22 protein-coding genes are annotated in these 19,845 nt (G+C 58.5%); 3 read left to right on the top strand and 19 right to left on the bottom strand.

The window, feature by feature from the left end; translation table 11 throughout:
- Positions 1–161: 161 nt before the first annotated feature.
- The gene (locus tag ICY20_RS22050; RefSeq protein ID WP_194938597.1) at positions 162–320 is read left to right on the top strand and encodes a hypothetical protein; all 159 of its coding nucleotides are present in this window, start codon (positions 162–164) and stop codon (positions 318–320) included.
- Between the two features lie 5 nt (positions 321–325).
- Positions 326–952 carry a helix-turn-helix domain-containing protein gene (locus ICY20_RS22045; protein ID WP_194938596.1) on the top strand — a complete coding sequence of 209 codons (627 nt, stop codon included), beginning with the start codon at positions 326–328 and terminating at the stop codon, positions 950–952.
- Positions 953–1,003: 51 nt separating this feature from the next.
- Here the strand turns inward: ICY20_RS22045 and ICY20_RS28175 are convergent, their stop codons facing one another.
- The 15 genes from ICY20_RS28175 to ICY20_RS21970 all read right to left on the bottom strand — a co-directional run bounded on the left by ICY20_RS28175 (position 1,004) and on the right by ICY20_RS21970 (position 15,993).
- The gene (locus ICY20_RS28175) at positions 1,004–1,495 is read right to left on the bottom strand and encodes a hypothetical protein (protein WP_228758533.1); all 492 of its coding nucleotides are present in this window, start codon (positions 1,493–1,495) and stop codon (positions 1,004–1,006) included.
- Positions 1,496–1,776: 281 nt separating this feature from the next.
- Positions 1,777–2,655, bottom strand: a complete 879-nt coding sequence (locus tag ICY20_RS22035) for a DMT family transporter (protein WP_194938595.1) — start codon at positions 2,653–2,655, stop codon at positions 1,777–1,779.
- Between the two features lie 116 nt (positions 2,656–2,771).
- Entirely contained in the window at positions 2,772–4,268 is a 1,497-nt protein-coding gene (locus ICY20_RS22030; protein ID WP_159957606.1) for an aldehyde dehydrogenase, read from the bottom strand.
- Positions 4,268–5,170, bottom strand: coding sequence for a dihydrodipicolinate synthase family protein (locus tag ICY20_RS22025; RefSeq protein ID WP_194938594.1), 903 nt, complete (start codon positions 5,168–5,170; stop codon positions 4,268–4,270). The genes ICY20_RS22030 and ICY20_RS22025 overlap by 1 nt, the downstream gene beginning before the upstream one ends.
- 38 nt (positions 5,171–5,208) lie before the next feature.
- Positions 5,209–6,540: an MFS transporter gene (locus ICY20_RS22020; RefSeq protein WP_194938593.1), complete on the bottom strand. Its 1,332-nt coding sequence runs from the start codon at positions 6,538–6,540 to the stop codon at positions 5,209–5,211.
- A gap of 161 nt (positions 6,541–6,701) precedes the next feature.
- Positions 6,702–8,021, bottom strand: coding sequence for an NAD(P)/FAD-dependent oxidoreductase (locus tag ICY20_RS22015; protein WP_194938592.1), 1,320 nt, complete (start codon positions 8,019–8,021; stop codon positions 6,702–6,704).
- 82 nt (positions 8,022–8,103) lie between these two features.
- Positions 8,104–8,826: a GntR family transcriptional regulator gene (locus tag ICY20_RS22010; protein ID WP_159957614.1), complete on the bottom strand. Its 723-nt coding sequence runs from the start codon at positions 8,824–8,826 to the stop codon at positions 8,104–8,106.
- A 137-nt stretch (positions 8,827–8,963) separates the two neighbouring features.
- Positions 8,964–9,977: a GlxA family transcriptional regulator gene (locus ICY20_RS22005; RefSeq protein ID WP_194938591.1), complete on the bottom strand. Its 1,014-nt coding sequence runs from the start codon at positions 9,975–9,977 to the stop codon at positions 8,964–8,966.
- Position 9,978: 1 nt separating this feature from the next.
- Positions 9,979–10,824 (bottom strand): ABC transporter permease, encoded by an 846-nt coding sequence (locus tag ICY20_RS22000; protein ID WP_159957616.1) that lies wholly within the window; start codon positions 10,822–10,824, stop codon positions 9,979–9,981.
- Positions 10,821–11,669 carry an ABC transporter permease gene (locus ICY20_RS21995; protein ID WP_194938590.1) on the bottom strand — a complete coding sequence of 283 codons (849 nt, stop codon included), beginning with the start codon at positions 11,667–11,669 and terminating at the stop codon, positions 10,821–10,823. The genes ICY20_RS22000 and ICY20_RS21995 overlap by 4 nt, the downstream gene beginning before the upstream one ends.
- Positions 11,666–12,778 (bottom strand): quaternary amine ABC transporter ATP-binding protein, encoded by a 1,113-nt coding sequence (locus ICY20_RS21990; protein ID WP_159957620.1) that lies wholly within the window; start codon positions 12,776–12,778, stop codon positions 11,666–11,668. Before ICY20_RS21990 ends, ICY20_RS21995 begins: the two co-directional genes overlap by 4 nt.
- A gap of 89 nt (positions 12,779–12,867) precedes the next feature.
- Entirely contained in the window at positions 12,868–13,716 is an 849-nt protein-coding gene (locus ICY20_RS21985) for a glycine betaine ABC transporter substrate-binding protein (protein ID WP_159957622.1), read from the bottom strand.
- Positions 13,717–14,066: 350 nt separating this feature from the next.
- Positions 14,067–14,336 (bottom strand): hypothetical protein, encoded by a 270-nt coding sequence (locus ICY20_RS21980; protein WP_194938589.1) that lies wholly within the window; start codon positions 14,334–14,336, stop codon positions 14,067–14,069.
- A gap of 138 nt (positions 14,337–14,474) precedes the next feature.
- Entirely contained in the window at positions 14,475–15,224 is a 750-nt protein-coding gene (locus ICY20_RS21975; protein ID WP_194938588.1) for a hypothetical protein, read from the bottom strand.
- 451 nt (positions 15,225–15,675) lie between these two features.
- Positions 15,676–15,993 carry a hypothetical protein gene (locus tag ICY20_RS21970; RefSeq protein ID WP_194938627.1) on the bottom strand — a complete coding sequence of 106 codons (318 nt, stop codon included), beginning with the start codon at positions 15,991–15,993 and terminating at the stop codon, positions 15,676–15,678.
- Positions 15,994–16,394: 401 nt separating this feature from the next.
- On the opposite strand from ICY20_RS21970, the gene ICY20_RS21965 reads away from it, so the two are divergent.
- Positions 16,395–16,826 carry a glycine zipper domain-containing protein gene (locus ICY20_RS21965; protein WP_194938587.1) on the top strand — a complete coding sequence of 144 codons (432 nt, stop codon included), beginning with the start codon at positions 16,395–16,397 and terminating at the stop codon, positions 16,824–16,826.
- 67 nt (positions 16,827–16,893) lie between these two features.
- On the opposite strand, the gene ICY20_RS21960 is transcribed toward ICY20_RS21965, so the two are convergent.
- From ICY20_RS21960 to ICY20_RS21945, 4 genes are all read right to left on the bottom strand, one after another.
- Positions 16,894–17,526, bottom strand: a complete 633-nt coding sequence (locus tag ICY20_RS21960) for a hypothetical protein (protein ID WP_200846336.1) — start codon at positions 17,524–17,526, stop codon at positions 16,894–16,896.
- A 165-nt stretch (positions 17,527–17,691) separates the two neighbouring features.
- Positions 17,692–18,165 (bottom strand): hypothetical protein, encoded by a 474-nt coding sequence (locus ICY20_RS21955; RefSeq protein WP_159957632.1) that lies wholly within the window; start codon positions 18,163–18,165, stop codon positions 17,692–17,694.
- 247 nt (positions 18,166–18,412) lie between these two features.
- Complete coding sequence (locus ICY20_RS28170; RefSeq protein WP_228758532.1) at positions 18,413–18,976, bottom strand: hypothetical protein; 564 nt, start codon at positions 18,974–18,976, stop codon at positions 18,413–18,415.
- A gap of 259 nt (positions 18,977–19,235) precedes the next feature.
- Positions 19,236–19,841, bottom strand: a complete 606-nt coding sequence (locus ICY20_RS21945; RefSeq protein WP_159957634.1) for a TetR/AcrR family transcriptional regulator — start codon at positions 19,839–19,841, stop codon at positions 19,236–19,238.
- Between the last annotated feature and the right edge of the window lie 4 nt (positions 19,842–19,845).

The following is a 19,845-nucleotide window of genomic DNA, read 5'->3' as shown; positions in this document are numbered from 1 at the left end:
GCTTAATTAACGAGCCAGACCTTTCCCACAACAGCATCGGACCAGGATTATTTTCTAAGTCCAAAATCGAATTACCACATGCAAACTCAGTATTTAAAGAAATAACCGCCAAGGATTACTGTGGAGCCACTGAGCTAACCAAGCCCCACGAGACCGCCCCCATGCAAACATCTGCCACCGTCATCGACTTCACGCTCCACCGTAAACGCCGCCAGGCGCGTGCTGCGGCCGAGCTGATGTGGGCGATGTACGCCGCACGTGCAGGGCTGGCGGTGTTCACCGCACAGGCCGCACTGTCCAGCGATACCCGCCGGGCGTAAGGCCGATGAATTTCCTGCATGTACTGCCAGAACCACCCGAACCGCTGCCAAAACCCAATACCGACGACGATGTGATCAGCCTGTGCGTCGCCCACAACCTGCAACGCCTGCGCGGTAAACGTCACTTGTCTTTAGACGGGCTGGCCCGAGCCTGCGGGGTAAGCCGGGCAATGCTGGCGCAGATCGAGTCCGGGCGCAGCGTGCCGTCGATCAAGGTGCTGTGCAAGATTGCCAAGGGGTTGAAGGTGTCGGTGGCGGCGTTCCTGGAGGACCGCGCCTTTGAGGGGGTGGAAGTGCTGCCAGCGCAACAGAGCAAGCGCCTGGTGAGTGCCGATGGCGCGTTTATCAGCCGGGCGCTGTTCCCCTACGACACGGCGCGCCAATCCGAATTTTATGAGATTCGCCTACGGGCGCTGGGCGAGGAAGTCTCCGAAGGCCACGGCGCCGGAATCCAGGAAAACCTGGTGGTGGCCCAGGGTGTGCTGGAGGTGAGCGTCAATGACGAGCGCTACCTGCTTTCAACCGGCGATTCGATTTTGTTCTATGCCGACCAGCCCCACCGCTACCGCAACCCGGCGGACAGCGAGGCGGTGGCGTTCCTCGTGATCACCTACCCAGAGCGGCTGGACTGAAATGCAAAACGCCCCGACTGGTCGGGGCGTTTTTTTATTGCGCGCTACCTATCAGCAGGTGCAGCACATCATCGGCATGCCGTTGCAGCTCATCATCATCGGCATGGCGCAGTCGTTCATCAGTTTGTTCATGAGCATGCAGCAGTTGCCCATCATCTCCATGCTCATGCCGGGCATTGGCATCATTTTGCACTGCATGCTGTCGCCCATCAGGGTGCATTCCATCATGCAGTTCATTGGCATGCCCATGGCCATCATCGGCATGTTCATGTCCTTCATCATCTTCATGGCGTCGGCCGACATGCACATCATCGACATGTTGGCGCACTGCATCATCATCGGCATGCCGCAGTTCATCATCATCGCCATCATTTCGGCGTTGGTCTTGAACTGAGCCATGTCCATGCCCGCAGCGGGTTTCATGGTGCACATCATGGCGTCGCCGGCCATGTTGCAGGTCATGGTGGCCATCATCATCGGCATGCCCATCATCGGCATCATGGGCATGGTGGTGTTCATCGGCATCTGCATTGCATTCATCATGTTCGAAACTCCGTAATCGACAGGAAATGGCTAAGTTCTGGCGCCGATTCTAGAGACGCCCGGCGGCGGCGCAAGACGGCGGCAGAGCAGCAGGTTTGGATGCTCGGGGCCAAGCTTAGTCGAACAAAACAGCCAACCAGGATGCTGGCGCACACCTTTCGTCGCTATAACGCCAGCCTTCTCCGGCAAAGTAGAAAAACCGTCGTTATGGATATTCGAAACAGATTGGCCGACCAATCAGAAGGAAATAATCGATCTAACCATCGGAAAAAAACTGCGACTCAACCCGTCGCCGGCTGCGGCCCGTGCCCCTTGCCCTGCGCCGACAACACAATCGCCAGCACAATCAACGCCGCACCCGCCAACATTCGGTACGACGGCGCCTCGTGAAACAACCACCACGCGCAGGCGATGGCGTACACCGGCTCCAGTGAAATGATCATGCCGGCGCTGCGCGCATTGAGGCCCTTGAGGCTTTTGACAAACAGCGCCTGGGACACCGCCGTGCAGAGCACGCCGAGGATGATCAGGTTGGTCCAGTCGACCGCGCCGAGGCCCACCAGGTCGAACACGGCAAACGGCGCCATGATCACGGCCACCGTCGCGTTCTGCCAGAACACCACTTGCACGCCATTACGGCCATCGGTGGCACGGCGATTGGTCATGGCGAGCAAGGCAAACGACAAGCCAGACGCGATGCCCCACAACAACCCGACGGTGCCTTGGTTGGCGAGTTCGAATGAGGGGGTGACCAACACCAGGCCGAGGGTGACCAGCAGCAATAACAGTGCTTCGGCCAGGTGCGGCCGGTCTCGGAACACCGCCATGTCGAGCAAGGTGATAAAGGCCGGGAAACTGGCAAACCCCAGGGTCGCCACCGCTACCCCGCCCACCTTGATCGCGATAAAAAACGTGATCCAGTGCGCGGCCAGCATCAGCCCCGAGACAGCATAAATGCCGAGTTTGCGAAGGTTCAGGCCGCGCAGCAGCGCGCGGTCTTGCAGGTGCGCGAAGACCATCAGCGCCAACAGGGCAAACGCCGCTCGGCCAAAGGTGATCACACTGGCGCTGGCATGGATCAGTGCGCCAAAAATGCCGGTCAAGCCAAACAGTAGTGCGGTGATATGGGCAGAAGTAAGGGCAGTACGATAGGCAGTCATGAAAAGGGCTTCGAGAAAACGAGCTGGGCCGTGGACTTCTTATTGTTGACCCGGTTGAGAGGAAGGCGCCCCAATCGCCGCTTGCGTGGAGCTTTGTAGAGGGGCGCCTGGTGTGGTTAACCTTCGGACGTATCGATCCAAATGGTCTTGATTTCGGTGTACTGGTCGTGGGCCCAGATGGACTTGTCACGCCCGCCGAAACCGGACTGCTTGTAGCCGCCGAACGGTGTCGAGGCATCACCCTCGCCGAAGCAGTTGACGGTAACGATACCGGCGCGGATCTCGCGCGAGAGCTTGATCGCGTTGCGCAGGTTGTCGGTGTACACCGAGGCGGCCAGGCCGTAGATGGTGTCGTTGGCCAGGGCGACGGCCTCTTGCAGGGTGTTGAAGGTGGTGACGGTCAGCACGGGGCCGAAGATCTCTTCCTTGAACAGCAGGCTGTCGGCGCTGACGTTATCGACCACGGTCGGTTGCACGTAGATGCCGTCTTCAGTCTTGCCACCGAAGACCACGCGCTGGTTGCCTTCGCTGGCGTTTACCAGGTACGAGCTGACCTTGTCGAAGTGTGCCTTGCTGACCATTGAGCCCAGGCGGTTGTCCGGGTCCAGGGGGCTACCCATTTTCCAGTCTTGCAACTGCACGCCGATGCGCTTGAGCAGTTCATCCTTGATGTCGGCGTGCACGATCAGGCGCGACGAGGCCGAGCAGTTCTCGCCCATGTTCCAAAACGAGCCGTTGACGATATGCCCCGCCACCAGGTCGAGGTCGGCCACATCGTTCATGACCACGGCCGGGTTCTTGCCGCCCAACTCCAGCACGATGCGCTTGAGGTTGGACTCGGCCGCGTATTGCAGGAACAGGCGGCCGGTGTCGGTAGAGCCAGTGAAGCTGACCATTGTCACGTCCATGTGACGACCCAACGGTTCGCCCACTTCGCGACCACCACCGGAGACCACGTTGAACACGCCGTCCGGGATGCCTGCCTGGGATGCCAGCTCAGCCACGCGCAGCGCGGTCAGGGTGGTTTCCTTGGCAGGCTTGACCACGATGGAGCAACCAGCCGCCAGGGACGGGGCGATTTTCCAGGCCAGCATCAGCAGCGGGAAGTTCCACGGCAGCACCAGGCCAACCACGCCAATCGCTTCGCGCACCACCAGGGTCAGCGCGTCGTGGCCAACCGGCGCCGTGTTGTCGTAGATCTTGTCGATCAGCTCGGCGTGCCAGCGGATCATGTGAATGGTTTCCGGCACGTCGGTGAGTTGGCACTCGCGCACCGGCTTGCCGCTGTCCAGGCTTTCGAGCACGGACAGTTCGTGGGAATGCTGCTCCAGCAGGTCGGCGAAGCGCAGCAGCACTTTCTTGCGTGTGCCGGGGCTGAGTTTGTGCCAGCGGCCATCGTCGAAGGCCTGTTTGGCCGAGGCGACGGCGTAGTCCACATCGGCGCTGTTGCACGCGGTGATTTCAGCCAGCAACTCGCCGGTGGCCGGGTTGGTGGTGGCGAAGGTCTTGCCCGAGGCAGACGTGTGCAACGCGCCATTGATGAAGGATTGGGTTGGGAACTGGATGTCCTTGGCAATCGCGGCGTATTCGGGGGCAGTGAGCAGGTGAGTCATCATGCACCCCCTTGGATGCGCGCAACGTCACGCTTGAGGTTGGTGATAACGGTTTGCAGCGCTTGGTTTTCGCTTTCGGTCAGCGGTTGCAGCGGCGCACGAACGCTGCCGGTGCGCATGCCGTTGAAGGCGCAGCCGGCCTTGATGGCCTGCACGAATTTGCCGCCTTCGAGGTAGTCCATCAGCGGCATGAACGCGCCCATGATCTTGCGGCCTTTGTCGAAGTCTTTTTCGATCACGCACGCTTCGTACAGCGCAACGTGTTCACGCGGTACGAAGTTGGAACCGGCACACACCCAGCTGCGGGCGCCCCAGGCGAAGAATTCCAGGGCTTGGTCATCCCAACCGCAGGACAGCGCGATGTTCGGGAACTGGGTGGCCAGGCGATGCACTTGGCCCATGTCGCCGGAGCTTTCCTTGATGGCCACAACGTTCTTCGAGGCCGATACGGCCTTGAAGTAGTCGTTGCCCATGCTCACGCTCATGCGGCCCGGGTAGTTGTAGAGCATGATCGGCAGGTCGGCCGCCTTGTCTACGGCCAGGGCGTGGATGGCGTTTTCTTCTTCGGTCGGCAGTGCGTACGGCGGCGAACCGACCAGGATCGCATCGGCCTTGATGGCGCGGGCAGCCTTGGCGTATTCCACCGAGTCTTCGGTGCGGATGGCGCCGGTGCCGACGATCAGCGCCACGCGGTTGCCGATGACTTCTTTGGCGTGGGCCGCCAGGTCGATACGCTCTTGGGACGTGTGCGCGTAGTACTCGCCGGTGGAGCCGCCGATGATGATGCCGTGTACTTTGGACTCGATCAGGTATTCCAGCACTTCGGCGAAGGCTGCGTTGTCGATCTGGCCAGTGGCGGTCAGCGGGGTGATTGCCGGGGTGTAGATGCCTTCGAATTTCATGGGTGTTTCTCCAACAGTGAAAGGGGTGGTTTTTTCGTTCAGCTGCTCAATGCCGCTGCGTCCCGCAAGTTCAATGAGCGTGTTTCAGGGGCCATGGCCCAGGCGGCCGCCAGGCCGACAAAGGTCACGCCAGCCGCGACGTACATGGTGTTGCCGATACCGATGGAGGTCAGCGACAGCGGCACCAGGTAGGTGCCCACAGCAGCGCCGACCCGCGACAGCGAGGTGCCGATGCCCACGGCAAAGGCGCGGATTTCGGTGGGGAACAGTTCGTTGGGGTAAACCAGTTGCAGCACTTGGGCGCCGCCGATAAACACGGCGTAGGCGCCAAACAGGCACAGCACCAGCAGCTCATGGCTGCTGGAGAAGGCCGCCAGCAACAGCAAGGCGAGGCCCGACCACAGGAAGCTGTGGATCAGCATGCTGCGTCGGCCGATGGTGTTGATCAGCCGCGTGGCGAGGATGCAACCGACCACAAACAACAGGGTGATGAACATCGAGCCGTAGGACGCCCACTCGCCTTTCAGATTCAGCGCTTGCAACACTTTGGGTGCGAAGGCATACACGGCGAACACCGGGATGATCGAGCACGACCAGAACACCGAGACAAAGAACAGGCGCTTGCCGTAGCCCGAGCGCAGCAGGTCGCGGAAGGTCATCTTGCGTTCGTCCGGTTGCTCCGGCAGGTCGCGCAGCGAGTAGTGCGGGCCGTAGACGCGTTTGATCACCTGCTCGGCTTCGGCGTCGCGGCCTTTGCTCAGCAACCAGCGCGCCGATTCCGGGGTGCCCAGGCGCAGCACAAACAGCACCAGGCCAATCACCGAAGCACTGGCCAAGGCATAGCGCCAAGCGTCATCTGCGCCGGTGTTGATGATGGCGTTACCCACTACATAGGCGAACGCGGCACCGGCAAACCACAGGATGGTCAGTGCGGCGAGCCGTGGGCCTCGTTGTTTCTTCGGCAGGAACTCCACCAACAATGAAGTGGCCACCGGGTATTCAATGCCCACCGCCAAACCAATGATGAAGCGCAGGGCAAATAATACCCACGCCGATTCAACCCAGAACTGCGCCAGGGAACACACGATAAATAACGACGGGCCAATGAAATAGACTTTCTTGCGGCCTAACTTATCGGTCAACCAACCACCGATAAACCCGCCAAAGAACACGCCGATCAAGGCTGACGCGGCAATAAGGCCCTGCCAGAACTCGGTCAGCTCCAGGGCGCCGGTCACTTGCAGCATCGCAATGCCAATAATGCTTAAAACATAACCATCCACGAATGAACCACCGCCCGAACGGGCCGTGAGCAAACGGTGAAAGTTATTGAGCGGTACATCCTCAACTGAGGCATTCGGACTTGTCATTATTATCTCCTACTTCGCTTCGTTCATTCGCCGGGTTACAACGCACACTTGAAATCCAGGCGAATGAAAGCCGTCTCAATCAGAAACCGCCGTCGCGTAAACGCCTGCTGTTTTCCAATCGATAGATTAAGTTCGGTATTGCGTATTAAGCGTGTTGCGAATCAGCTTTCCTGGCCGGCGCGGCTTTGCCCCCATAGCAAGTTCATATTTACACCCGCTGATAACAGCGGCTCGGGTGGGTTTCTGCTCGGGCCCGGGGACGTCAACAGGAAGTCCACCAGGTGATTGCTTTTGCCCGCCAGCCACTCGGCCAACAAGGTGCCGGTGACGGTGCCGCGGGTGACGCCCAAGCCGTTGCAGCACAAGGCGCCGTAGACGTTTTTGGCCAGCTCGCCGAAGTGCGCCATGTGGTTGCGTGACAGGCTCAGGGAGCCGCCCCAGGTGTAGTCGAAATTGACCTCGCGGTGCAGCGGGAAGCGCCGGTCGAAGGACTCTTTGTGGCGCTTCACAAACCGCTGCAGGTATTTGGGGTTGCTGCGCCCATCGGCGTTGAAGCTGAAGCTGTTGCGCACCAGCAGGCGGTTGTCGACGGTGCGGCGCAAGGTGGTACCAAACGGGTCGGCGGGGATCACGCCCCAGAACGGGTCGCCCCCCAAGCGCGCCTGCTCTTCTTCGTCCAGCGGGCGGGTCAGGCTGGCGTAGGTGAAGATCGGCAGCATGCGGCTCTTGAGAAAGCCGAAGCTCATGGCGAAGGCGTTGTTGGTCAACACCAGTTTGTCGGCGACGATGCGGCCGTGCTTGTGGATCAGCACGGTCTTGTCGCCGTACTCCACTTCGGTGATTGGGGTGTTTTCGTACAGGGTGACGTTGGACGGCAAGGTGTCTGCCAGGCCTTTGACCAGCGCCGCCGGTTGCACCAGCGCGGTACCAGGGGTGAACAGGGCCTTGCGGTAGAAACGGGTGCCGATGCGGCTGGGCAATTCGTCGCCCTCGATCACTTGGTAGGGCTGGCCAAGTTTGTCCAGACCACGACGATAGGCATCCAGCACGGCGATGCCACGGTCTTCGATGGCAGCCTGGTATTTGCCGCAATCGCGCCACTGGCAGTTGATGCCGTGTTGGTCCACCAGCGCGCGCAGCATGGATTGCCCGGCGAGGTTGAGTTCCATGCTGATCGTGGCGGTGGCGATGTCGCCGATATAGTCTTCGGCGCCGATGTCGTGGGGCAAGTCGATGGCAAAGCCGGCGTTGCGCCCGGAGGCGCCGTAGCCGACTTCCTGCGCTTCGATCAGCACGATCTCGTCGTCCGGGAAATTCAGCGCCAGCTGGCGCGCCGCCGCAAGGCCGGTGAACCCCGCCCCTACCACGGCCCAGCGCGCGGTTCGCGTGCCAATGTGCGGTGGCCGGGCCACGCGCGGTGGGCTGAGGTGAAACCAGCCGCAGGTTGAATCGTCTGCCGGGGTGTTTCTAATGAGTGCCATGTTCGCGACCTGGGTTCTTTTATAGTTGTTAGAGCTAACAGCTACCCGGTTGCATCGCGTCACACTGGCCGGTCTCGACAGGTCAGAAGGTGAGCGGTACATCCAGGCCTTCGGGCGCCGCGTACTCGGACATCCGCCGACGGGACAGTTCGAGGTGGGCCCGCACGATTTCCCCGGCCAAGACCGGATCGTGGTGTTCAATTGCGCGGATCATGTCGTCGTGCTGCTGGGCGGCCACTTCCAGGTCTTCCTGCATATCCACCGTGGTGGGGTGGCGGTAGAAAATCTTGCCCAAGCGGGCGTGGTCGATCAGCAAGCGCTGCAAGCTCGGCATCAGGTAGGCGTTGTGGGCCATCTTGCCGATCTGCAGGTGAAACTCGTCGTTGTACAACACACGGTTCTCGACATCTTTTTCTTCGATGGCCGTGCGAAACAAAGCTTGTATCCGCTTCAACTCCACAACCTCAGCCGGCGTTGCGTGGGAGCAGGCCAACTGGGTCGTGGCGATGTAAATCAATGGCGCCGCCAAAAAGAAACTGCGCAGCGACTGGTAACTCATCGCCGACACCCGTGCAGCGCGGTTGGCTTCGAGGTCGATGTACCCTTCTGCCGCCATTTGCCGCATCAGTTCACGCACCGGTGGGCGCGACAAACCGAACTCATCACACAGTGCCAACTCATCCACCACGGCCCCTGGTGCCAGCTCCATGCTGAGGATGCGGCGCCGTAGCGCTTCACCCAAAACAGCCTTGCGGTCCAGGGTTGGCTCGACGGGAGCCGGGGTGCTGAGTTCTTTGGTCGCCATGGTGAAACCTTCCTAGTAGTAAGTGCACACGGTCTACTACCTGTATTCGCACTATAAAACAACAAAATACTTTGTGTCTACAATTAAAATACACAGCATAAACATCAGTTGCAGCCCTTTGCCTACGGGGCCATTGGCTATTTGACCAGGCGGATTTCTTTGGACGGACGATGGCCGAAATAGGCGCTGTAGCACTTGCTGAAATGGCTGGGGGAAACAAACCCGCAGGCCACCGACACCTCGACGATGGTCAGCGAGGTGTGCTGCAACAAGCGCCGCGCCTCGGTGATGCGCAGGTCCATGTAGTAGCGCTGCGGCGAGGTGCCGAGTTGGTCCTTGAACAGGCGCTCGATCTGGCGCCGGGAGCGGCCGGCGTACAGGCACAGGTCGTGCATTTGCAGCGGCTCTTCGAGGTTTACGTCCATCAGGTTGATCACCTCACGCAGCGGCCCGCTTACCGACACGCTCAACATCGGTTTGACGCGCCGAAAACGAGAGGCTTCGAAGGCGAGGATGTCTTCGATGCCGTCGGTGAGGCTTTTGCCGTGCAGGCTGCGGATCCACTCAAGGGCCATATAAAAGGCCCCGGTGGGGCTTGATGCCGTCAGACGATTGCGGTCCACCACGTAGGCTTCACTCGTCACATGGGTAAGCCGGGCGATCTCCGCCAATGCCGGCCGATGCTCCGGGTGAACCGCGCAGCGATAACCCTCCAACTGCCCTGCCCGCCCAAGAAACCACGCGCCGTTCCATATCCCGGCCAGCGCCACGCCCTGCTCTGCCGCCGCCTCCAGCAGCAAGCTCAACTCATCGTTGTAGCGCAGCGGTGTGCGATAACCGCCGCAGATCACCAGCAGGTCAAGTTCGCACACCGCCCTGAGCGTCAGGCGCGCGTCCGGGCGGATCACCAGGCCCAGGTCGCTGACGATTTCATCAGCGGTCAGGCCAAAGGTCTGTGTGGCGAACAGGTCGGGCCGCAGCAGGTTGGCGGTGACGATGGTGTCCAGCGCCTGGGTAAAGGCCGGCAACGAAAAATGCTCCAGCAGCACAAAACCCGCCCGCGCCTTGCGCACCTCCAAGCCTTGATGATCGTTGAGGTAACGCAGGTTCTTGCACTGCATGCCATCGCTGAATTGACGTCGCGCTACCACGTTATGTTCGCCGTGCCTGACGCTGCAAGGCGCCGCGTGACAGACGATCGAGCAACAGCGCCACCGCGACAATGGCCAGGCCGGCGCGCAGGCCCAGGCCCATTTCCATGCGCGTCAAACCGCGGGTCACTTCCGCGCCCAAGCCGCCTGCGCCGACCAATCCGGCCAACACCACCATCGCCAGCGACAACAGGATGCATTGGTTGAGCCCCACCAGCAGCGTCGGTGCCGCCGTGGGTAATTCGATCTTGAACAAGATGTGCCGAGGCGACGCGCCCATGGCCTGGCCCAGCTCCAATAAGTCCTTGGGCAATTGCTTGAACGCCAGGGTGGTCAAACGCAGCATCGGCGGAATGCCATATACGATAGTGGCAATGATCGCCGGCACCCGGCCCAGGCTGAACAGCATCACTGCGGGGATCAGGTACACCCAAGGCGGCACGGTTTGCATGATATTGAGGATCGGCAGCAACGCCGCATCCACGCGCTTGACCCTTGCAGCCAGGATGCCCAGCGGGAACGCGATGCTCACCGAGATCAGCACCGCCACCGAGACCAGTGCGATGGTCTGCATCGACGCCACCCACAGCCCGGCAAACAGGCAGAACGCCAACATCAGGCCGGCAAACAATGCCACACGCCAATTGGCCAGCACCCACGCCGCCAGCACCACGACGGCAATCAACACGTAGGCATGAGGCGCAAGCAACGCGGTTTCGATGGCGCCCAAGGTCGCTTCGATGATCTTGCTGATGACCACAAATAGGCCGTGCAGATTGGCGTTCAGCCAATCGATAGCCGGCGCCAGGAACGCGCCTGGCGAAAAACGAAAGTCCGTCAGGTTCATTGGCTTGCTCCCATCCGCGACTGTGCAGCGGCTTGCGCGAGGCGGTCGAGGATCATGGTGAGGATGACGATGGCCAGCGCAGCGTTGATCGACTTGGCAATATCCAGCGTGCGCACTGCGCCGTAGATGGTTTCGCCCAGCCCCCCGGAGCCGACGATGCCGGCGATGACCACCATGCCAAACGCCATCATCAGGCTTTGATTGACCCCAGCCATGATGCTCGGCATGGCGAATGGCAGGCGGATCTTGAAGAACATCTGCAAGCCGGTGACGCCGCTGGCTTCGCCCAGCTCGACAAACTCTTTGGGCGTCATGCGGATACCCAGCGAGGTCAGGCGCAGCGCGGGTGGCACCGCGACGATAAAGGTGGCCAGCAAGGCGGTAGCGGGGCCGTAGCCCAGCAGCGCGATAGCCGGCAACAGGTAGATATAAGGCGGCAGTGTTTGCACAAGGTCCAGGCAGGGGTCGACCACGCGGTCAAACGCCGGCGTGAGCCCGGCCAACACCCCCAGCGGCACCGCCACCAACAGCGCCAGCAACGTGGCCGTCAAGACCAGCGCCAGGGTGCTGACGGTTTCGGGCCACAGGCCGATAAAGTTGCATACGAGCAAGGCCAGCGCCGACAACAGTGCGAAGCGTGCGCCCACCATGCGCCAGCCCAGCAGGCCGATGACGATGGCAATCACGTAGAACGGCGGCGCGGCAATGCACCACTGCACGCCTTTGAATACTGCGGTCAACCCCGTGTTGGCAGCCTCGAAAAAGGCCTCGCCATTGTCTTGCAGCCACATCAGGCCCGAGTCCACGGCGGCATCGAATTGCACCGAGAAGTCCGGGGTGCTCATGGCGAGGTCTCCAGCACAGGGGCGACGGCGTGAGCATCGTTGGGGATACCCTGGACGCCGCGCAACAAGTCTTTAGCGGTGATGATACCGACCACCACGCCGTGCTCGACCACTGCCAGCGGTTCAAGCTCGGCATTTATGGTCAGGCCGATAAGCGCATCGATATCAGTGTCGGGTGAGGTCTGGTTCAGCCGGTTGAAATCGCACAGCGGGAAGGCTTGAGCGTACACCGCTACGGGCGTCATTACCGAATGGGCCTTGACCAGGTGTAGGCGTGAAATGCCGGCGACGAATTCGGCGACGTAGTCATCCGCCGGGTTCAACACGATCTCTTCGGCGGTGCCGACCTGGATAATCACCCCATCCTTCATGATGGCGATGCGATCACCGATACGAATCGCCTCTTCCAGGTCGTGGGTGATAAACACGGCGGACTTGCCCAATTCTTTGGTGAGCTGGCGGAATTCGTCCTGCAATTGGCGGCGGATCAACGGGTCGAGCGCGCTGAACGGCTCGTCCATCAGGATAATTTCTGGGTCGGCAGTGAGCGCTCGCGCCAGTCCAACCCGTTGCTGCATACCGCCAGACAGTTCGCTAGGGTAGCGCGAAGCCCAGTCGGTCAAGCCGACCTTGGCCAATGCACGTTCCGCCACTTTGTAGCGTTCAGCCTTGCCCACGCCCTGCACTTCCAGGCCGAAGGCGGTGTTTTCCAGCACCGTGCGATTAGGCAGCAGCGCTACGCTCTGAAACACCATACCGATGTTTTTTGCCCGCACATCGCGCAACTGCGCAGGCGATAACGCGGACAGGTCCTTGCCCTTGACCAGCACCTTGCCGGCGCTGGGTGTAATCAATTTATTGAGCAACCTGATCAGGGTTGATTTGCCACTGCCGGACAAGCCCATGATGCAAAAGATTTCACCGCGGCGAACCTGCAGGCTCACATCCGACACGCCGACCACGCAGCTGAAATCCTGCAAAACCTGGGTTTTGCCCAGGCCCTGGTGGACCACCGCCTCCATCGCCGCCTTGGCGTTCTGACCGAAGATTTTCCAGACCGACTGGCAATCCACAAGCACTTCGTTGGTGTCTATTTTGACCGTTGTCATTGCTAAGCCTATTGAACCAGTCGGGCTGGTTTTTCTAATTGATCAGAACGTGTTATTCGAACCTGGCAGTGGCAAAAAAAGATCGATGCTTATTGTTTGATATTGGCCCAGCGCTTCATCAAGTCGGCATGACTGGCGGCCCAACCGTTGACGGCCTCATCCATGGTTTTGCCGTCTTTGACGACACCGTTGATGGCGGTGATATCGGCCAGGGGCACGTACACGCTGGCGATGACTTCACGGGCATGGGGGTATTCAGCGGTGAAGCCTTTATGCCCGATCCAGTAGTAAGCCTGAGGAGGTGCGAAGGAGCCCTTGGGGTCTTTGAGGAACTTGAGGTCGAACTTCTGGGCCATCCAGGACGGCTCCCAGATAGTCACGGCCACCCATTCTTTGCGGTCGACGGCGGACTTGAGTGCAGCGGTCATGGCGGCGGTACTGCCTTCAAGCAGTTGCAGCTTGAGGCCATAGTCCTTGACGGCTTTGTTGGCGTCGCTCATCAAGCCTGAGCCGGGCTCGATGCCGATGATCTTGCCGCTGAACTTGTCGGCGTTATCGTTGAGTTGTTCCAGCGAATCGATATCCACGTACTTCGGAACAGCAATGGCCTGGTACAAGCCGTAGGACACCGGCGAGAGTTTTTCCAGGCGGTTCTTGTTTTTGTTCCAGTAATCCTGGGTCGCGTAATCGGTCTGCGACGCCAGGACTTGCACGTCACCCTTGGTCAGCGCGGCGTAAGCGATGCCAATCTCGGAGAACTCCACCACTTTTACGGTGTAACCGGCGTTCTCCAACACCTTTTTGGTAATGCCGGTAATCGGCGTCAGGTCTTCCCAGGACATGGTGCCAACGGTGATGGTTTTTTCTTCGGCCTGGACCGGAAGCGCAACCACACCCACTAACGCAACCGCACAAACGGTCTTCCAAAATGTCTTCATGGCGCGCCTCGCTCTACGTTGTTTTTTTAGTTTCAAGCCCCGGTAAAGGCTGCCTGTGGGATTGAGATTCGCATGGGCAAAAGTGTCGGTCAATAGAATGTATTTTCTCTGTATACATATAGAATTCACACAAAACACAATATTAATAAGATTAAGTTGTTTAAATTCATAGAGTTACAGAGAACCGACGCTAAGAGCACAGGTCGGTTATAGAAACGTATCGCGTCGTTTTTGAGATGCTCAGTCGTAGACGGAAGTGGCATAGGCTGAGAGGGGAATTGCGCTTTCAGGGAGCAGCAGCCGTAAGGACGACTTCCATTGAGCGCACAAGCGGAGGAATGGGGATGAATCTAGTCGGCTGATATTTCCAGCGCTTGCATGAACTCTTCTGCTTCAGAGCCGGGCGTAAACCTGAAACCGTACATTTCATCGGCGCTCAGAATGTCACCCAGGGCGCCGAGCAATTGCGCCTCAGTGGGCGAATCGCGCAACAGCGCGTTCGCTGCCAACAACAACTCAGACGCTACGCCCTGGGCACTCGCAGCATCAATCACGGCGAAAAGGATAAAGCGTAGACGGATTTCACGATCAGTGGGCCAAACCGTTTTTCGCTTACCCATATAGAGGCCTCGACTTTTCGGAAAAATCCGAGGCTATTGATGACCCGAAGGTGTTTCAAGCATCAAGAGGCAAGATAGGCCGCGTCCTACATAGGAAAGAGAAACGCCGCACCAATGGGGCTGGCCCGAGGCGCGCACTCATTGCACCGGCAGGAAATTCATCAGCAACAGGCTCTGCGCATAGTTAAGCCCAATGCGCCGGTAGCGTTCGTCGAGCAACTGGGTCAACAGGTCGAGGCGCGCCACGATCTTGCCAAACTCGACCGCGAAACTGAGGTTACTGCCCTCCTCCGAAATTTCGTTGGAGAACAGCAACAGCACGCCATTGGCATCCTGGCGTTTGCTCAGCAGCCAAGTGGCTTTTTCAATATTGCGCGCAGCGTTGCTCACGAACTGGGGGTTGATCGAGTCAGTCATATAGAACTGGGTTCGCCCACCGTGGGCGGTTACCAACATGCTGCCGATCGCATAGATAAACGCGCCGACGCGGTCCCCCTTGAACTCCGGGCTCAACGAATAACTCAGCGCCGCGAGGTCGCGACGATCGCCAAGAGCAGGCAAGGATCGACGTTGTTCAATGGCCTGGCGAATTTCCCGTGCAGCCGTGACCGCATCTGGAGAACCGGACTGGCGCCATTGGTTAGGGTTGCGCAGATAGAGCTTGTTCATCAGCAGATACAGGCTTTGCAGGTTATCTTGCATGCTCAGGGTAGCCATGCGGTCGACGCTGGTCTGGAAGAACTCATCGGGCTTGCCATTGCTGAACTGCTTGGCGATATCCCGCCCCTGTTGCTGGGTGCAGCCACCGGTACACAGCATCAAAGCCGCGGCCAGCAACAGCGGCCAACGCACCCGTAGTAGGGTTGAAAAAGGAAACGCGCGATCCATCGGCACCCGATCTGGTTTGTCTGGCCACGCAGGGGATCGGCGGGGCTGGGACAAGGATAGATCGGAGAAATGAAAAAAAGTGCGGTGCAGGCGGGCAGATTGTTACAAACCGGTACCGTCGCACCGTTACAGCGGGCCAAACGTGAACAATTCGTTTTAGCGCCTATACTGAAGGGTGCAGCGGCGTGTGTTACGGGTGATTGCGGCTCTCAAAGTCGCAGACGACAGCATTACCGTCCGCTGCCATGAGGGTGACAGCAATGAAACATCCGATTCGAGCGCAAATAGTCGTCCAGGTTATTTGCTTGCTTTCGGTGGCTCAGCTTTTTTGCTGAGTGAAAGGCCACTGCTGGTGTTTTTAAATTCGGCCGCAGGTGCGGTGGTGTGAGGTATCGCCCGTTATAAGTCCATAATCTGGCCCGACAGTTGAGTGCCGGACCAGAACGTGCAACTACAGCAAGACCGTCGCGAGCATTCCCAAAGCGCCCAGGCAAAAGCCGATCAATGCGCCTCGGCCGGGTACTTCATGGAACAGCACCCAGATCACGACAGGCTCCAGCAGCAGTAACGAGGTGACGGAAACGACCGTGACTACCCAGATATCACCGACCGCCAGATACCCCAGCCAATAAGCGCCCAGCAGACAAAAGCCTGCGAAACACATCACCAACACAGGCATGATGAACGCCTGCAATGAGCCGTCGCCCGCTTGAGCCAACCGGGCGGTTACCACCTCACTGTAAATTGCACAAAACTCACCGATTATCATCAACCCTAGAGCAGAAACTCCGAGTAGTTCTTTGGACATATCAAAAACTCCTTCGTATTCAACGCACTGTTTTTCAATACCCAGGCAGCGATGCCGCAGCCCATGGTTTCATCGCAGTGATACGAAGCAGCCTTGAACAAGCCAGAATTACCGAAGTGCTTTTGCATGCTCATGTCCTTCAAAAGGGGGGAGTCTGAGCGACCAGGTTAGATCGCTCGGTCTGATCATACGTTTGAGTGCGGAGTACGAACAACTACGGCCGGGCTGATCGCGCCACACTTTGTTACAACCCCTTGCCTCAGGGTACCCTGCGCGAAGAACTTCGAGCTTTTGTTTCAATCCTAATACCAGGCGTACTTCAAATCGTGAGCGCCTGCTGACAACCCATAGAGGTTCACCCCATGAAAATGACACTACCCGCCCTGGTTCTGGGCGCCCTGATTTCCCAAGGAGCGATGGCTGCCGGAGACGGTACCGCCGCTCTCGGAGGCGGCGTTGGTGGTGCACTTGGCAATATCGTCGGCCAACAGCTCGGCGGCTCAACCGGAGCAGCGGTTGGCGCAGGCTTGGGCGGTGCCGCAGGCGGAGCAGTCGGTGCTCAAAAGGGTAATCGCGCAGAAGCTGCGATAGGCGGCGGGGTCGGCTCCGCTGGCGGATCGTTGATAGGCAATCGCCTGGGCGGCACAACCGGCTCGACGATCGGCGCTGGCCTGGGCGGTGCCGCAGGTGGCGCGCTGGGCAATAACCTGGCGGATGATGAGAGCAATCATCGTTCTGACGGTAAAAAACACAAGGGCAACAACAAGCACAAACACAAGAACAAACGGCATTGATGAACTGTCGCTCGGCCCCGTAACAGGGCCGAGCGATGCATTGAGTGGCGAGAGGGTTTGGCCACTCTCACTTGTCCAGATTCAATAGCTCGTGCACCCGATCACCCATCATTCCCCGAAACCACTGCGCATGAAACTCCAGATTTTTCAGAGAAGTACCGTCACCTAATTCATACTCGAAAACTTTCCCGTTCGGCCCCTGATAAACGACACGAAAATGACCATTGCGGTCAGAACTGAAAACTACGTAGGGGCGGATGTAGAGGATGTCGTCAAATGCCACGCGCACTTCGGTGGGCTTACGGCCGCGCCGCGTGACCGTAAGGGTCAGCAATTGCTGGTTTGCGTCAAACGTGAAGGCCTGCACCTGAGGTGCAGAGGCAAACCACGCAAAGAACACCCCCGTGAGCACGGCACTGCCAATCAACGGCAGGATGAACAACGATGCGGTAACGCCTGGCCCGGTGCCGGGCGTAGCACCTTGCATCGCATCAAGCCCACCCATGAGCAACATCGCCAGCCCATAACCGGGTAACAGCAAGAGCAGCGCAAGGTAGAAACCAAAAACACCCATGCCATTGCTGCCAATAATCGGTATATCCGGGCCGTAGTGCCAAATAGGTGGGTGAGCGGGAGGGCTTTCAGTACATGGCTCAGCGGGTGTCGTTGCGACAAGGTCAGGTGGAGGGTGACGATTCATCCGGCAGGCTCCAAAAACTGCAGCGTAAACGGTAGCAGTTCTCCCAGACAGTAGTGCCCAGCAATGCAAATTTGAGGCGAAAAAAACCGGCTCAACAGCCGGGCAGAGCACCGAGGGCGCGATGCACAAACCAAAAGCATCTGCGCCCCCAGTGTCACGAGCGGGCTACCACTCTTTAGTGGGGGCTGCCTTCGGCGAGACATCGTCGAACGCATTTCGCGCTTTGAAATAGTCAACGGTATGGAAATACGCAAACAGCGCAGGAAGCCCGAGCCAAAGCAAGATTGCCAAGGCCGTTGGCATAAAGAACACCGCAAACATAAAAATGAAGGCGAGCAAGAACACCCAAAGACCAAACGCTACAATCGCGGCGAGAACCGGTACAGACCCTTCCATTTTTGTGATGCGGCCATCGGACTCCCGCACCGCGCAAACCTTGTGTACGCCGCCCATCACTTTGACGCACGACAGGCCTACGTCATCCCCGACTTTGATGAAAGTATCCAGAAGGGAATCTGCCTGTACTTTCATCACTCGCTGCCCACCGATCTCGATGAACTCGTATTTCGTTAGTCGACCGTTAACAATGATTGCGTTGCTAGTACGAGAGATATTTCCCTCGAAAACTTTGGTACCCATTTACCTACTCATCCATGGCATGCCGAAACGGCAGGCCGGAATGATCATGGCTTAGGGCCATCACGTCAACCTTTACGTAGCTCCGAAATGCATCAAAAGCCCCGGTCTAGAGCCTTCCGTGAGTCAATGTACTACCCAAACCCCAGAAATAAAAAGCCCCGCCAGTGCGGGGCCTTTGTTTGAACTTTGACGGGAAGCCTTTCAGCGCTGCCTTAACCGGCAAAAGACTCACCCGAACGTGAAATCTTTATTTGGCTTGGCGAAGCACAAGCTCCGAGAGACGGGTCTTGACCCGGAAGCAGAACTCACGAATCTGAAATTGATAAGCGGGCATAACCATATAGTTCAGATCAGGACCTAACGAGTCTTTGATTTCCATATATTTAGCCGTCTTGACGGCAATCGCTTGGTATTCCGTGTCGTACTTAGTGTAAGACGCTTTGCTGTAAATCTTCAAAACATCCAGCTCTTTACGGCACTGCTCAGCACGATTTTGGTTCAAGTTCGTGTCGGATTCAGACTCGGCGGCCTGCGCAGAGACAGGCGTTGGGGCGTGAGCACTTGCGTTCGCAGGTGCACCCTCATATCGCACAGTATAATTTTCTGGTGTCGAAGGTGCGACTTCAGGTGGTGCTTCATGGACGACGGCGGGAGGTGGAGCCACGTTAGGTTTTTCTGGCGTTTTTGTAACGCATCCCGAGAGGGCAAGCCCTACCACTACAACGATGCCACACATTTTATCCATCGGTTCCACCAAGAAGTAATTACGGTTGGCTGAGTCGTTAGGTTCTGGGTAAAAGTAACAACTCATTCAATGATCGAGTGTAAATTTTCTACCAGCCTCAAGGCGCTCAACCGCTCTTCCTTGAGTTCGCAGACGAACGATAATAGTGAAAAAACAAAAAGATGACGAGTAAAAGCTCATCAACAAAGCCACAAATTTAATGCGGCTATATAGTTGGACCACACTGCGCATGCGCCCGTTAAGCAAGCGGTCACCCAACGGGCTTACATTAGGTCAGGTGCCCTCGCTTACAGTAACGACACTGCCACACTGGCCAACTACCTCCTTATCCATGGGCTACCGCGCCAGCCGCCAGTGCAATGGAGTCCCCCAGGATTCGCCACAACGCAGCGACGCGGCGACGGTAGGTTGACTCGTTACCGTAGATCAGCTCGACGTGCAGGCTATCAATCAGCCCGATGTACGCATCCTGGAATATCCCAAGGTCGGTGGCATTCAGCGTCGGGTACTTGGCCTTGAGGCTGACGCCAAACAGTTCGTGCATGCGTTCGAGATAAGCTTCAAACCCTGCACTCACCTGGCCTTTGAGTTCGGCAGGCGGAAAAAACGCGGTACGCAGCAGAAAGCGCAGCGCCGCTGAATGCTCATAGCGCTGCGCAAGATCGTCGGTGTACAGCGTGTCGAGGCCAACCGAAGCGCTGGCAGTCACCGCAAACTGTTGCTCGAGGTATTGGCGTTCGGTCGCCAACGCCAAATCCAGCGCCGCGCTGAACAGGTCATCCTTGCTTTTGAAGTGCGCATACAACGAAGGCTTGCGCATCCCCGCCAGCACGGCGATGTCGTTGAGTGAGGACGCGTCGTAGCCTCGCTCTGCGAAATGCACCAAGGCAATGTCGCAAATTCTTCCCGCTGAGGGGCTGAGCACTTTCATAGGG

This window comes from Pseudomonas pisciculturae (genome assembly GCF_015461805.1).
GTDB lineage: Bacteria > Pseudomonadota > Gammaproteobacteria > Pseudomonadales > Pseudomonadaceae > Aquipseudomonas > Aquipseudomonas pisciculturae.
Note: the sequence above shows the minus strand (reverse complement) of the source record. Positions and strands in the feature narration are given on the sequence as shown.

What these genes read in the sequence shown, in the direction of transcription:
- ICY20_RS22050 (WP_194938597.1), top strand. Translation starts at nt 162, where the DNA reads ATGCAAACATCTGCCACCGTCATCGACTTCACGCTCCACCGTAAACGC.
- ICY20_RS22045 (WP_194938596.1), top strand. Translation starts at nt 326, where the DNA reads ATGAATTTCCTGCATGTACTGCCAGAACCACCCGAACCGCTGCCAAAA.
- ICY20_RS28175 (WP_228758533.1), bottom strand. Translation starts at nt 1,495, where the DNA reads ATGATGAATGCAATGCAGATGCCGATGAACACCACCATGCCCATGATG.
- ICY20_RS22035 (WP_194938595.1), bottom strand. Translation starts at nt 2,655, where the DNA reads ATGACTGCCTATCGTACTGCCCTTACTTCTGCCCATATCACCGCACTA.
- ICY20_RS22030 (WP_159957606.1), bottom strand. Translation starts at nt 4,268, where the DNA reads ATGACTCACCTGCTCACTGCCCCCGAATACGCCGCGATTGCCAAGGAC.
- ICY20_RS22025 (WP_194938594.1), bottom strand. Translation starts at nt 5,170, where the DNA reads ATGAAATTCGAAGGCATCTACACCCCGGCAATCACCCCGCTGACCGCC.
- ICY20_RS22020 (WP_194938593.1), bottom strand. Translation starts at nt 6,540, where the DNA reads ATGACAAGTCCGAATGCCTCAGTTGAGGATGTACCGCTCAATAACTTT.
- ICY20_RS22015 (WP_194938592.1), bottom strand. Translation starts at nt 8,021, where the DNA reads ATGGCACTCATTAGAAACACCCCGGCAGACGATTCAACCTGCGGCTGG.
- ICY20_RS22010 (WP_159957614.1), bottom strand. Translation starts at nt 8,826, where the DNA reads ATGGCGACCAAAGAACTCAGCACCCCGGCTCCCGTCGAGCCAACCCTG.
- ICY20_RS22000 (WP_159957616.1), bottom strand. Translation starts at nt 10,824, where the DNA reads ATGAACCTGACGGACTTTCGTTTTTCGCCAGGCGCGTTCCTGGCGCCG.
- ICY20_RS21995 (WP_194938590.1), bottom strand. Translation starts at nt 11,669, where the DNA reads ATGAGCACCCCGGACTTCTCGGTGCAATTCGATGCCGCCGTGGACTCG.
- ICY20_RS21990 (WP_159957620.1), bottom strand. Translation starts at nt 12,778, where the DNA reads ATGACAACGGTCAAAATAGACACCAACGAAGTGCTTGTGGATTGCCAG.
- ICY20_RS21985 (WP_159957622.1), bottom strand. Translation starts at nt 13,716, where the DNA reads ATGAAGACATTTTGGAAGACCGTTTGTGCGGTTGCGTTAGTGGGTGTG.
- ICY20_RS21980 (WP_194938589.1), bottom strand. Translation starts at nt 14,336, where the DNA reads ATGGGTAAGCGAAAAACGGTTTGGCCCACTGATCGTGAAATCCGTCTA.
- ICY20_RS21975 (WP_194938588.1), bottom strand. Translation starts at nt 15,224, where the DNA reads ATGGATCGCGCGTTTCCTTTTTCAACCCTACTACGGGTGCGTTGGCCG.
- ICY20_RS21970 (WP_194938627.1), bottom strand. Translation starts at nt 15,993, where the DNA reads ATGATAATCGGTGAGTTTTGTGCAATTTACAGTGAGGTGGTAACCGCC.
- ICY20_RS21965 (WP_194938587.1), top strand. Translation starts at nt 16,395, where the DNA reads ATGAAAATGACACTACCCGCCCTGGTTCTGGGCGCCCTGATTTCCCAA.
- ICY20_RS21960 (WP_200846336.1), bottom strand. Translation starts at nt 17,526, where the DNA reads ATGAATCGTCACCCTCCACCTGACCTTGTCGCAACGACACCCGCTGAG.
- ICY20_RS21955 (WP_159957632.1), bottom strand. Translation starts at nt 18,165, where the DNA reads ATGGGTACCAAAGTTTTCGAGGGAAATATCTCTCGTACTAGCAACGCA.
- ICY20_RS28170 (WP_228758532.1), bottom strand. Translation starts at nt 18,976, where the DNA reads ATGAGTTGTTACTTTTACCCAGAACCTAACGACTCAGCCAACCGTAAT.
- ICY20_RS21945 (WP_159957634.1), bottom strand. Translation starts at nt 19,841, where the DNA reads ATGAAAGTGCTCAGCCCCTCAGCGGGAAGAATTTGCGACATTGCCTTG.